We start from the raw sequence: 12,483 nt of genomic DNA on the forward strand, positions 1-12,483 counted from the left end.
GGCGTCATCCACAGCCCGGTGGCGGGACGGGGACCTAGGACCCGCCCAGCGCGGCCGACCCGTCTGCCATGCTGTTCCGGACAACGACACGCCCGTTCCGCCCAACGGAACGACGACGAACGGCCTCACCGTGGACACACTGCTCGCCCTCCGGACCGCACGCCTCGTCCCCGTCGTGGTGCTCGACGACTGGCGGTCCGCCGACCCGCTCGCCGCCGCCCTGGTCGCCGGGGGACTGCCCGTCGCCGAGGTCACCTTCCGCACCGCCGCCGCCGAGGACTCCATCCGCGCCATGGCGGACCGCGGCGACATGCTCGTCGGGGCGGGCACCGTGCTCAGCGCCGCGCAGGTCGACCGCGCGGTCGACGCCGGAGCCTCCTACGTCGTCTCGCCGGGCCTGAGCGCCGAGGTCGTCGAACGGTGCCGCGAACGCGGCGTCCTCGCACTGCCCGGCGCCGTGAGCGCCACCGAGATCCAGGCCGCGCTCGAGCTCGGGCTGACCACCGTCAAGTTCTTCCCGGCCGGCACCTCCGGCGGGGCGCCGGCGATCGCCGCGCTGGCCGCACCGTTCGGCGACCTGGCGTTCGTGCCCACCGGCGGCATCGGTCCGGGCAACCTGCACGAGTACCTCGCGATCCCGGCCGTCGCGGCCGTCGGCGGCTCGTGGATGGTGCCTCGCGACGCCGTGCGTGCCGGTGACTTCGACACGGTCACCCGGCTCACCGCCGAGGCCGTGGCGCTCGCCGCCGCCTGACGCCCCTCGCCCGCCAGCACCCCGACACGACCCCCGAGGACCACACGATGACCGCCCTGACCATCCGCCCCGCCGCCGAGTGCCGCTACGACGTCGTGTCCCTCGGCGAGGTGATGCTCCGGCTCGACCCCGGCGAGGGGCGCATCCGCACGGCCCGCTCGTTCCGGGCGTGGGAGGGCGGCGGGGAGTACAACGTCGCGCGGGGTCTGCGGCGTGCGTTCGGTCTGCGCGGGGCCGTCGTCACCGCGCTCGCGGACAACGAGGTCGGGCGCCTCGTCGAGGACTTCGTGCTGGCCGGTGGCCTGGACACCCAGCACATCCGGTGGGTGCCGTACGACGGCATCGGACGCGAGGTGCGCAACGGGCTCAACTTCACCGAACGCGGGTTCGGCGTGCGCGGGGCCGTCGGCGTCTCCGACCGTGGGAACACCGCGGCCTCGCAGATGAAGCCCGGCGACGTCGACTGGGACCACCTGTTCGGCGAGCTCGGCGTGCGCTGGCTGCACACCGGTGGCATCTTCGCCGCGCTCAGCGAGACCACGGCCGCGACCGTCCTCGAAGCCGTGACCGCGGCCAAGCGGTACGGCACGGTCGTGTCCTACGACCTCAACTACCGGCCCAGCCTGTGGCGCTCCATCGGCGGCCAGGCCAAGGCGCAGGAGGTGAACCGCGAGATCGCGCGGTCGATCGACGTGATGATCGGCAACGAGGAGGACTTCACCGCGAGCCTCGGCTTCGAGGTCGAGGGCGTCGACGAGCACCTGTCCGCCCTCGAGGTCGGCACGTTCGCCGCCATGATCGAGCGTGCCGCCGCCGCCTACCCGAACTTCGCGGTCATCGGCACGACGCTGCGCACCGTGCACAGCGCAAGCGTCAACGACTGGGGCGCGCTCGCCTGGTCCCGCGAGACCGGTGTCGTGCAGGCCACCCACCGCGAGCGCCTGGAGATCCTCGACCGTGTCGGTGGCGGCGACTCCTTCGCCTCCGGCCTGATCTACGGGCTGCTCGACGGTCAGGACCTGAGCACAGCCGTCGAGTACGGCGCCGCGCACGGTGCGCTCGCCATGACGACGCCCGGCGACACGACCATGGTCACCAAGGCCGAGGTGCTCAAGCTCGCCGGCGGCGGGAACGCACGCGTCGACCGCTGAGCCGGGTCAGGGGCGCCGGAGCAAGTCGGCCAGCGCCCCGGCCAGGTCCGGGTACCGGAAGTCGAAGCCCGCGTCGGTCAGGCGGGCGGGGACCGCGCGGCGACCGGTCAGCCCCAGCGCGGGGTCGGTGCGCAGTACCACGGAGCCGGCACGGACCAGCCAGGTCGGCGTCGGCGGGGCGGGCGGCCGGTGCAGGGTCGCGCGCAGCGTGCGCATCAGCTCGTCGTTGCGGACCGGGTGCGGGGCGGTCGCGACGACCACGCCGCGCAGACCGTCCGCAGGCAGCGTGCGCACCGGCCCATCGGCGGACGTCGGGACACCCAGCGACAGGTGCACGATCCGCAGCCAGTCGGCGACGTGGATCCAGCTGAACCACTGCCGCCCGCTGCCGACCCGGCCGCCGAGGCCCCACCGGGTCAGCCCGGCGAGCCGGTCGAGGGCCGGGGTGCCGCGGTCGAGCACGATGCTCGTGCGCAGCACCACCAGCCGGTCGGCGGGTGCGTCCGCGGCGGCGGCCTCCCACGCCCGTGCCACGCCGACCATCTGCGGCGGGCCGTCACCGGGGGGTGTGGTCTCGGTGACCAGCGCCTCGCCGGCGTCGCCGTGCAGGGCCAGCGTGCTGGCCTGGACCCACACGCCGACCGACCTCCCGACGGCCGCGGCGGCCAGGGCGCGGGTCGGCTCGACGCGGGAGCGGGTGAGCAGGGCGACGTTCGCCGGGGTCGGCCGACGGTCGACGAGCTCGCCGGCCAGGTTCACCACAGCGCTGCCGTCCAGCTCCCGCGCCCAGGGCCCGGGCGTCGCGCCGTCCCAGAGCACCTGACGGAACGAGCCCTCCCGCGGCCGACGGGTCAGGACGACGACCTCGTGCCCCTCGTCGGTCAACGACCGGCACAGTGCGCGGCCGAGCGCGCCGGACCCCCCTGCGACCACGACCTTCATGCCTCGAACCTACCGACCGGCCGCCGGGACGCGCCCGGCCACGACCTCGCGGAAGAGGTGCTCGTACGCGTCGACCATCGTGTCGGCGGAGAAGCGCGCGATCGCGTCGGCCCGGCAGGCTGCGCGGTCGATCCTGTGCACGGCCGCGACCGCCCGGACGGCCTCGTCGATGCCGTCGACGAGGTGCCCGGACACCCCGGGCCGCACGAGCTCGGGCATCGACCCGCGGGCGTGCGCGATCACCGGGGTCCCCGTGACGAGCGACTCGGCGACCGACAGGCCGAAGGGCTCGTCGAAGTCGATGGGGTGCAGCAGGGCGAGCGCACCGCCGAGCAGCCGGTCGCGCTCCTGCGGCCCGACGGGCCCGACGTACCGCACGGCCGAGCCGTCGATCGCGGGGGCCACGGCACGGCGGAAGTACTCCTCGTCCTGCACCGGCCCGGCGATCACCAGCGGCAGCCCCGCGCGGCGCGCCACCTCGATCGCGGTGGCGGTGCCCTTGTCGGGGTGGATGCGACCGAGGAACAGCAGGTGACCGCCCTGCCCGTCCCCGGCGGAGAACCGGTCGACCTCGATGCCGTGGTGGATGGTCGCCGCGTAGTGCAGGTCCGGGTGCCGGTCCGCGTCGCTGATCGACACGTAGTGCACGACGTCGTCGTACGCGCGGTAGACGGGCACGATCCGCTCCGAGGAGAACCCGTGGACGGTCGTCACGACGGGTGTGCCGACCAGCCGGCTGAACGCGAGCGGCAGGAAGTCGAACTGGTTGCTGATCACGTCGAACTGCGCCGCCCGCTCGAAGACGGCCGCGATGTGCAGCGCCTCGGACACCTTGGCGTCGACCGTCGGGTCCTCCTCGTACCCGGCCGGTGCCTGCGCGTGCAGGCGGGCCGAGGTCGTGGAGTCGGCGGTGGCGAAGAGCGTGACGTCGTGGCCGCGAGCCACCAGGCCCTCGGTGAGCGTGGCGGCGACCTGTTCCCACGGGCCGTAGTCGAGCGGGGGGACGCGGTGGGCGATCGAGGCGAGCACGGCGACCTTGACGGTGACCTCCGGTGGGGACGTGGCGGCGGGTGCGAGCGGAGCATGCGGTCCCGGGAGGGGCTGGTGCCCCGCTGCTAGGGTGGCACCTCACCCGAAAGTCTGGACGCCTCGAGCGTCCGTGGGTCTTCTCCCTGGTTGAGCGACCGTCTGGCACGGCCTCCCTCCCTTCCGCGTACGGCAGCATCTCGGCTGCACACAGGCACACGGAAGCAGGGCCCACATGGCCGTCCGTCTTGGCATGCTCTCCACCTTCACGCCCACCCAGTGCGGCATCGCCACGTTCACTGCGGCGCTCACGACCCATCTGACCGCCGGCGGCGACCAGGTCGGTGTCGTCCGTCTCGTCGACGAGCCCCAGCAGGAGCCCTGGCCGGTCGTGGCCGAGTGGGTGACAAGCCGCCGGGAGGACGCCGAGCACGTCGCCCGGGTCCTCGACGGGTACGACGTCGCCGTCGTGCAGCACGAGTACGGCATCTTCGGCGGAGCCGACGGCGAGGACGTGCTCGAGGTGGTCGCCCGCCTGCACGTGCCGGTCATCACGGTGCTGCACACCGTCCTCACCCAGCCGACACCCGGGCAGCACCGGGTCGTCGACTGGCTCGTCGGCTACTCGGTCGCCGTCATCACGATGACCGAGACCGCGCGGGACCGGCTGATCGCCGGCTGGGGGGTCGATCCCGAGCGGGTGCACGTCATCCCGCACGGCGCGGACGACAACCGTTCGCCCGACGTGGCGCCCGTCGCGCGGCCGCTGGTCGCAGCCCGCCGGACGCCCACGGTCCTCACCTGGGGGCTGCTGTCGGAGGGCAAGGGGATCGAGTGGGCGCTCCTGGCCCTCGCCGAGCTGCGCGACCGGATGCCGCTGCCCGAGTACCGGGTCGTCGGTCAGACCCACCCGCGCGTCCTCGAGCGCGAGGGGGAGGCCTACCGCGACCGGCTGCTCGCCCTCACCCGCGACCTCGGGCTGACCGGGTCGGTGCACTTCGACGCCCGGTACCTGGCCGGGCCCGAGCTGCGGCGCGTGGTGCGCGAGGCCGACGTCGTCCTGCTGCCCTACGACTCGCTCGAGCAGGTGACCTCGGGTGTGCTGACCGAGGCGGTCGCCGCCGGCAAGCCGGTGATCTCCACCCGGTTCCCGCACGCGGTCGAGCTGTTGTCCGGCGGTGCCGGCGAGCTCGTGCCGCAGCGGGACGCGTCGGCGATCGCGGATGCGCTCGAGCACGTGCTGGGCGGTGACGGCGTGGCCGGGCGCATGGCCGCGGTGTCGAACGGGCTCGCCGGCTCGTTGCTGTGGCCGGCCGTGGCCGAGCGGTACAGCGCGCTCGCCTCCTCGGTCCGCATCGCCGCCGCACCCGTGGGCCTGTGATGAGGCCGTGACGGGCGAGGCGCTCCGGTTCGACCACCTGCGCACCCTGACCACCGCGACGGGCCTGTACGAGCACGCGCTCGGCACGACCCCGCGGATCGAGCACGGCATGTGCGTCGACGACGTGGCCCGTGGGCTCGTCGTGACCACCCGGGTGCCCGAGCCCTCGACGCAGGTCCGGGCGATGGCGGACGTCTACCTGACGTTCCTGCTCGACGCGCAGGCCGCCGACGGGTCGATGCACAACCGCCGCTCGCCTGACGGGCGCTGGCTCGACGAGCCGTCCACCGACGACCACTGGGGTCGGGCGCTGTGGGCATTCGGCACGGCGGTCGCGCACAGCGACGACCCTGACCTCGTCGTGCGGGCCCGCGAGGGTGCGGCACGGGCGCTGGCCGTCCGCTCGGTGCACCCCCGGGCCATGGCGTACGCGGCGCTCGGTGCCGCCCAGCTGCTCGGCGTCCACGTCGAGGAGCTGGCCGCCCGGCGTCTGATGCGCGACGTACGACCCCTCCTGCTGCCCGGGCGACGCCAGACGTCCTGGCCGTGGCCCTACGGGCGGCTGACCTACGCCAACGCCGTGCTCCCCGAGGCGATGATCGCCGTCGGCGACACGCTGCACGACGTCGGCCTGCGGGCCGACGGGCTGGCCCTGCTGAGCTGGCTCGTGCGCGAGCAGACCGTCGACGGGCACCTGTCGACCGTTCCGGCCGGTGGCCGCTCGCCCGGCGACCCGCAGCCCGCGTTCGACCAGCAGCCGATCGAGGTCGCCGCGCTCGCCGAGGCCGCCTGGACCGCGTACGGCAGCACCCACGAGCGCACCTGGGTCGAGGTGACCGCGCGCTGCCTGGCGTGGTTCGACGGCGACAACGACAGCGCCCTGCCGATGCACGACCGCGCGACCGGCGGCGGGTACGACGGCCTCGAGCGCGCGTCGGTCAACCAGAACCAGGGGGCGGAGTCGACCCTGGCCTGGTTGTCCACCGCCCAGCTGGCGGCCCGGCTCGGCGTGCCCGCCGGCGACCGGGGTCACCAGGGTCGCGCGACCTCGACGCGGACCGGCAGCCCGGCGTGGGTGCGCCGCACCGACCACGTCCTGCTGCCCGACCCGGAGCGGGTCGTCGACCTGCTGTTCCTGCCGGGGCAGGAGCAGGCCGCGTCGGGGGAGTCCCGCTCGACGCTCGTGCTCGAACGCGTCCGGCAGCTGTCCGACGCGCAGGTCGCCGACCAGCTGCACCGGTTGGCGGTCCGGTTCGGGCACCGGGACCGCACGCTGGACCGCACCTGGCGCGCCGGCTACCGCCTCGTGGAGCACCGGCTCGCCGACGACGGTCCGCCGCTGTCGCCCGACCGCCAGCAGCTCGCGGGCGCCTACCTCACGCAGCAGTACGCGCTGGAAGGCTCGGCCCTGTGCAACCCGTCGATGGTCGCGCACCCCGACCAGAGCGGCACCGCGCCCGGCAGCACCCGGTTCGTGCTCACGCTGCGTGCCATCGGCGAGGGGCACCGGTCGAGCGTCGAGTTCCGCACCGGCACGATCGGCGCCTCGGACGTGCTGACGTTCGACGCGCCGCCACGGACCGCCCGGCTGGCCGTGCCGCACGCCGCGCGCTACTCGCGGGCGACGTTCGCCCACCAGATCCACGACCTGCACGGTGACGACGCCTCGTCGGGCGTCGTGCTCGACGCGCTCGAGCCCGAGTTCGACCGCGAGGACCTCGCCCGGGCCTGTGCCCGGCTGCACGAGCAGCAGCTGACCCGCGGCGGTGCGGAGCAGACGATCCGCCGCCTCGACGAGCTGGCGGGCAGCACCTACGCGGTGCGCTTCCCGCGCGAGTCGACCCTCCAGGAGCGCGTCCTGATGCCACGCGCCCCCTCGGAGAGCCAGGGCATGGAGGACGTGCGGCTCGTGCGGTTCGACGACCCGACCGCGCCGGGGGGAGCGGGCGGTGAGCCGGAGTACCTGGGCACCTACACGGCCTACGACGGGCACCAGGTGTCGATGCAGCTGCTGCGCACCCGCGACTTCCGCACGTTCACCAGCACCCGGCTGAGCGGACCGGGTGCCCGCAACAAGGGCATGGCCCTGTTCCCGCGTCGCGTCGGCGGCCGGGCGCTCGCGCTCTCACGCGCCGACCGGGAGAGCAACGCCGTGTCCGCCTCGGACGACCTGCTGCACTGGGAGGAACCCGTCCTCGTGCAGGCTCCCGCCGAGCCCTGGGAGATCGTGCAGCTCGGCAACTGCGGTGCGCCGATCGAGACCGCGCAGGGCTGGCTCGTCCTCACCCACGGCGTGGGGCCCATGCGCACCTACAGCATCGGGGCGATGCTGCTCGACCTCGACGAGCCGACCCGGGTGCTCGGGCGGCTGCGCCGCCCCTTGCTCGCACCGGAGGACGACGACCGCGCGGGGTACGTGCCCGACGTCGTCTACTCGTGCGGCGCGATGCGGCACGGGCGCACGCTCGTGCTGCCCTACGGGTGCGCCGACACCCGCACCCGGATCGCCCTGGTCGACCTCGACGCGCTCCTCGACGAGCTGCTCGGGGCGTCCTCGGTGGACGACGGAGAGCCGGTGGCGCCATGAGCCCGACCACCGCGGTCCCGCGCGCGGAGTTCTTCGTCGCCGCCACGCAGCACAAGCCCTGGGGCCACGAGACGCTCTTCGCCACGGGGGAGCAGGGCTACGTCGGCAAGCTGATCTCGGTGGGTGCAGGCCAGTCGCTGAGCCTGCAGCTGCACCGGGAGAAGGACGAGACGATCACCGTGGTCTCGGGTGCGGCGACGTTCGAGCACGGTCCGTCGGCGGACAGCCTGACCGCCCGCACGCTGCGCCCGGGCGACACCGTGCACGTCCCGGCCTTGGTCGTGCACCGCATCACCGCGCTCGCGGACCTGCTGTTCGCCGAGGTGTCCACGGGTGCGCCCGGCTGGCGGGAGGACGTCGTGCGGCTCGCCGACCGGTACGGGCGGGTGGGGACCACCGCGCCGTGAGCTGGCCCTGCGCGGTCACGGGACCACCGTGACGGGCCAGTGCGCCTTGCGCACGAGCCGCACGGCCAGCGACCCGGCGATCCGGTGCCCGAAGCTCGTCGAGGACCCCACGACGAGGCAGTCCGCGCGCACCTCGCGCGCCACCTGGCACAGCACCTGGAACGGGTCGCCGACCCGGACGACGAGCTCGGTGCGCGTCCCGATCGCCAGGGCCTGCTCGAGCAGCTCGCGCAGCATGACCTCGATCCGGTCCTGCTCACCCATCGCGGCCGCCTGCCCGGTGCCGGTCGTGTCCATCATCGCGCCGATGCCACCGCCGGGGGTGCGGGCGTACACGATCACCAGCCGCGTGCCCTGCCTGCGGGCGAAGCCGATCGCGTAGGCGACGGCCCGCATCGAGGTGTCCGAGCCGTCGGCACCGACCACGATCGCGGACGGACCGTCGTGCGGCCCTTCCGGACCAGGCCGGTGGCTCATCCGTGCACCCGCCGGGGGCCGGGGGTCACCTGGTCGGAGAGGGCCGTCGTCGGCTGCGTCGCCATGCGTGAAGTATCCCGCCGGTCACGGGCCTCTCGGGCCACGTCGGGGGCCGGGAACCCTGGGTCGACGACCTCTCGGATATGGTCGCGGCACCACGCCCGGAAGGAGCATCGACGATGTCCGTCGGTCACGGTCCCCGACATCCCCGCGCCAGCGAGAGCGATGCGCTCGAGGACGCCTTCGGCGGCCCGGTGCTGCCCGAGGGGCGCGGCAGCGAGTCCGTCGTCGGTGACTGCGCCTGGTACCGCGACGGTCGACGGCGCGGGCCGAGGCTCGCCCTGCCGGATGCGGCCGCGGCGGCGCGGCAGGGCGACGGGTTCGTCTGGGTGGGCCTGCGCCACCCCACCGACGACGACATCGCGGAGGTCGCGGCCGAGTTCGGGCTCCCGGCGCTCGCGGTCGAGGACGCGGTGCACGCCCACCAGCGGCCCAAGCTCGAGGTCTACGGCGAGGTCGTGTTCGTCGTGCTCAAGCCGGCGCGGTACGTGGACCACGTCGAGGTGGTCGACATCGCCGAGCTGGCCTTCTTCCTCGGCCCGACGTTCGTGGTGACCGTGCGCCACGGCGAGTGCGACACCCTCCTGCGGGTCCGCGCCGAGCTGGAGGAGGGCCTGTCGGACCCGTACGCCGGGTTCGGCCAGGTGGCGGTGCTGCACCGTGCCGCGGACCTGGTGGCGGACGGCTACGAGCAGGCGCTCGAGCTGATCAACGAGGACGTCGACGAGATCGAGGCGCTCGTCTTCGGCCCCGGCGCCGACGACCACGCCGAGCGCATCTACAAGCTCAAGAGCGAGGTCGCCGAGCTGCGCCGGGCCGTCCTGCCGTTGATCCGCCCGCTGGAGCGGCTGGCCGCCGGGGGAGTGCCGCACGTGCCCGACGTCGCCGACCAGTACTTCCGCGACGTGCACGACCACGTCATGCGTGCGGCCGAGGGCGTCGAGCTCGTGGACCGGCAGCTGAGCGACGTGCTGCAGGCCAACACCGCACGCGTGACGACGGGGCAGAGCAAGGTGGCGCTCCGGCAGAACGAGGACATGCGCAAGATCTCGGCGTGGGCGGCGATCGCGCTGGTGCCCACGGCGATCGCCGGGATCTACGGCATGAACTTCGACCACATGCCCGAGCTGCGCTGGCGGTACGGCTATTTCGTGGTGCTCGCGGTCATCGCGGCGACGTGCACCGGGTTGCACCGCCTGTTCCGCCGCAACGGGTGGCTCTGAGCGGGCTGATCGGCCCGGTCGGAGCGCGGCTACGCGTCGAGGTCCCACTCGTGGACCTGTTCGACGGCGGTGCGCAGCGTGGCCACGGCCTCGGCCCGGTTGATCCGCGCGAGCACGAGCGCGGCGACGGTCAGTGACGTGATCTGCCGCGCTCGCCGGGTGTGCCGGGCGTCCGAGGCGGCGGGGTAGCGGGCGACGAGTGCTGTGCGGAACGCCTCGGTGAGCTCGGCCCGGTAGTCGTCGACGACCTGCTGCAGCGCGGTGTCGTGCGAGGCGGTGCCTGCCGTGCAGGTCAGCAGGAGGCAGCCGCGGCGGGGCGAGTCGTCAGGCAGCGTCGCGATCGTGTCGGTGAGCCCGCGCAGGTACACCAGCACGGCCTCTGGTTGTACAGGTGAGGTGACGAGGACCTGCAGCCGCGGTCGGACGACGGTGGTGAGGTAGTCCTGCACCGCTGCGCCGAACAGCCCGCGCTTGCTCCCGAAGGCGTGGTAGATGCTGGACCGGGACAGTCCGGTGGCCCGCTCGAGCTCCGGCAGCGAGGCGCCGTCGACGCCCCAGTCCCAGAAGACGTCGCGTGCCGCCTGCACGACCTCGGTCGTGTCGAAGCCCTGGTGCCGCCCCATCCTGCCCCGCCCCGCTCCCGTTGTGAACCGTGTGGTCCACTATAGTCCTCGTTGTGAACCATGCGGTCCACAATTCTCGATATAGTGGACCGATCGGTACACCAGCACTCGTGGAAGGCACTCACATGATCGCCACCGGGCTCGTCCTCACCGGCGTCGCCGCCCTGATCCACGTGTACATCTTCACCATGGAGTCCCTGACGTGGACCTCACCACGGACGCGCGCCACGTTCGGCACGACGCCCGAGGCGGCCGAGGCGACCCGTGAGATGGCGTTCAACCAGGGCTTCTACAACCTGTTCCTCGCGATCCTCGTGGCGATCGGCACCGTGCTCGTGGCGGTCGGCCAGCAGGGCGTCGGCGCCGCGCTCGTGCTCGCCGGCGCCGGGTCCATGGTGGCCGCCGGCCTGGTCCTGCTCGTGTCCTCGCCGGGCAAGGCACGAGCCGCGCTCGTCCAGCTCACGGCACCCGCGCTCGGCGTCGCCCTCCTCGTCGTCGGGCTGCTCGTCTGAGCGCCGGCACCCGCCGCGCATCCTTCCCGATCGTCCGCACCACCCCTGACCGGAGACATCGTGACCCCCAGCATCAGCACCCAGGTCCAGCTCGTCGCGCGCCCGCACGGCTGGCCCACGCGCGAGGACTTCCGCACCGTCGCCGTCGAGCTGCCGCCCCTGGGGCCCGGCCAGGTCCGGGTCGAGAACGCGTTCGTCTCGGTCGACCCCTACATGCGCGGTCGGATGAACGACCAGAAGAGCTACACGCCCCCGTTCGCCCTCGGCGAGACGATGACCGGCGGGGCGATCGGCACCGTTGTCGCGTCCACGGCTGACGGGTACGCCGTGGGTGACGTCGTGCTGCACCAGCTCGGCTGGCGCGACGTGGCCCAGGGCGACGCCGCCGGGTTCCGTGTCGTGCCCGCGCTGCCGGGCGTGCCGCTGTCCGCCTACCTCGGCGTGCTCGGCATGACGGGCTACACGGCCTACGTGGGGCTCACGCAGATCGCGCCCGTCGCGGCGGGCGAGACCGTGTTCATCTCCGGTGCCGCGGGGGCCGTCGGCACCGCAGCCGGTCAGATCGCCCGGCTGCTGGGCGCTTCGCGGGTCGTCGGCTCGGCGGGCTCGGCCGAGAAGGTCGCGCTGCTCACCGACCGGTACGGCTTCGACGCCGCGCTGGACTACAAGCAGGCTCCGGTGCGTGCCCAGCTGCCGGCCCTCGTGCCCGAGGGGGTCGACGTGTACTTCGACAACGTCGGCGGCGACCACCTCGAGGCTGCGCTCGACGTCATGAACCGTGGCGGGCGCGTCGCGCTGTGCGGTGCGATCGCCGGGTACAACGCCACCGGGCGCACTCCCGGCCCGGACAACATGGCCACGATCATCACCCAGGGCCTCACGCTGCGCGGATTCACGCTGGGGGACCACCTGCAGCACTACGGGCAGTTCACCACCGACATGAGTGCCTGGTTCCAGGCCGGTCGCATCGTGTTCGACGAGACCGTGGTGGACGGGATCGACCATGCGGTCGACGCGTTCCTGGACCTCCTGCGAGGCGCGAACATCGGCAAGATGGTCGTCCGCACGACGCCGGGGTCCTGACGTCCGCAGCGCACCCGGGCCCGTGAGAGCCCGGGTGCGCGCGACGCGCCGGAACGACTCGCCGGGCGATTCACCGCATTTGCTGTGACGTATCTGTGAACGCGAACATCGCGAACACGACGAATGCCGTGGTCATCGGGCTCGAGCCCCCCGCAGAGCCGCAGAATCACCCCGCGAGACGCCTTTCAGGTGTTTGACCGGGGGGTGCTTCGTGCCGCACACTCGTCCTGACGGTGCGCATCGCCTGCCCCCTGCGC

General features: G+C 73.5%; 12 protein-coding genes. 8 read left to right on the plus strand and 4 right to left on the minus strand.

Annotation, left to right across the window (positions count from 1 at the left end):
- The first annotated feature begins 130 nt into the window (after positions 1–130).
- Together eda and BKA22_RS11965 are read left to right on the plus strand one after the other, a co-directional pair.
- Positions 131–754: a bifunctional 4-hydroxy-2-oxoglutarate aldolase/2-dehydro-3-deoxy-phosphogluconate aldolase gene (gene eda / locus BKA22_RS11960; protein ID WP_223203700.1), complete on the plus strand. Its 624-nt coding sequence runs from the start codon at positions 131–133 to the stop codon at positions 752–754.
- Positions 755–801: 47 nt separating this feature from the next.
- The gene (locus tag BKA22_RS11965) at positions 802–1,905 is read left to right on the plus strand and encodes a sugar kinase (protein WP_146954221.1); all 1,104 of its coding nucleotides are present in this window, start codon (positions 802–804) and stop codon (positions 1,903–1,905) included.
- A 6-nt stretch (positions 1,906–1,911) separates the two neighbouring features.
- Here BKA22_RS11965 and BKA22_RS11970 read toward each other — a convergent pair whose 3' ends face one another.
- Both BKA22_RS11970 and BKA22_RS20355 read right to left on the minus strand, forming a co-directional pair.
- Positions 1,912–2,847, minus strand: a complete 936-nt coding sequence (locus BKA22_RS11970; protein WP_146954222.1) for an epimerase — start codon at positions 2,845–2,847, stop codon at positions 1,912–1,914.
- Between the two features lie 9 nt (positions 2,848–2,856).
- Positions 2,857–3,876 (minus strand): glycosyltransferase family 4 protein, encoded by a 1,020-nt coding sequence (locus BKA22_RS20355; protein ID WP_146954223.1) that lies wholly within the window; start codon positions 3,874–3,876, stop codon positions 2,857–2,859.
- Between the two features lie 232 nt (positions 3,877–4,108).
- On the opposite strand from BKA22_RS20355, the gene BKA22_RS11980 reads away from it, so the two are divergent.
- From BKA22_RS11980 to BKA22_RS11990, 3 genes are read left to right on the plus strand one after another with little or no spacing between them, the layout of a single operon-like run.
- Positions 4,109–5,254: a glycosyltransferase gene (locus BKA22_RS11980; RefSeq protein WP_146954224.1), complete on the plus strand. Its 1,146-nt coding sequence runs from the start codon at positions 4,109–4,111 to the stop codon at positions 5,252–5,254.
- Between the two features lie 7 nt (positions 5,255–5,261).
- On the plus strand, positions 5,262–7,841 hold the full coding sequence (locus BKA22_RS20360) for a glycoside hydrolase family 130 protein (protein WP_218866645.1): 2,580 nt from the start codon (positions 5,262–5,264) through the stop codon (positions 7,839–7,841).
- Positions 7,838–8,248, plus strand: a complete 411-nt coding sequence (locus BKA22_RS11990; RefSeq protein ID WP_146954225.1) for a cupin domain-containing protein — start codon at positions 7,838–7,840, stop codon at positions 8,246–8,248. Before BKA22_RS20360 ends, BKA22_RS11990 begins: the two co-directional genes overlap by 4 nt.
- A gap of 15 nt (positions 8,249–8,263) precedes the next feature.
- On the opposite strand, the gene BKA22_RS11995 is transcribed toward BKA22_RS11990, so the two are convergent.
- Positions 8,264–8,725: a universal stress protein gene (locus BKA22_RS11995; protein ID WP_146954226.1), complete on the minus strand. Its 462-nt coding sequence runs from the start codon at positions 8,723–8,725 to the stop codon at positions 8,264–8,266.
- A gap of 179 nt (positions 8,726–8,904) precedes the next feature.
- Between BKA22_RS11995 and BKA22_RS12000 the strand changes: the two genes are divergently transcribed.
- On the plus strand, positions 8,905–10,008 hold the full coding sequence (locus tag BKA22_RS12000) for a magnesium and cobalt transport protein CorA (RefSeq protein ID WP_146954227.1): 1,104 nt from the start codon (positions 8,905–8,907) through the stop codon (positions 10,006–10,008).
- Between the two features lie 29 nt (positions 10,009–10,037).
- On the opposite strand, the gene BKA22_RS12005 is transcribed toward BKA22_RS12000, so the two are convergent.
- Positions 10,038–10,631: a TetR/AcrR family transcriptional regulator gene (locus BKA22_RS12005; protein ID WP_146954228.1), complete on the minus strand. Its 594-nt coding sequence runs from the start codon at positions 10,629–10,631 to the stop codon at positions 10,038–10,040.
- Between the two features lie 125 nt (positions 10,632–10,756).
- Between BKA22_RS12005 and BKA22_RS12010 the strand changes: the two genes are divergently transcribed.
- Positions 10,757–11,143 carry a DUF1304 domain-containing protein gene (locus tag BKA22_RS12010; RefSeq protein WP_146954285.1) on the plus strand — a complete coding sequence of 129 codons (387 nt, stop codon included), beginning with the start codon at positions 10,757–10,759 and terminating at the stop codon, positions 11,141–11,143.
- Between the two features lie 60 nt (positions 11,144–11,203).
- Positions 11,204–12,226, plus strand: coding sequence for an NADP-dependent oxidoreductase (locus tag BKA22_RS12015; RefSeq protein ID WP_146954229.1), 1,023 nt, complete (start codon positions 11,204–11,206; stop codon positions 12,224–12,226).
- Positions 12,227–12,483 lie beyond the last annotated feature (257 nt).

This window comes from Cellulomonas soli (assembly GCF_013409305.1).
In the GTDB taxonomy this organism is placed as follows: domain Bacteria; phylum Actinomycetota; class Actinomycetes; order Actinomycetales; family Cellulomonadaceae; genus Cellulomonas; species Cellulomonas soli.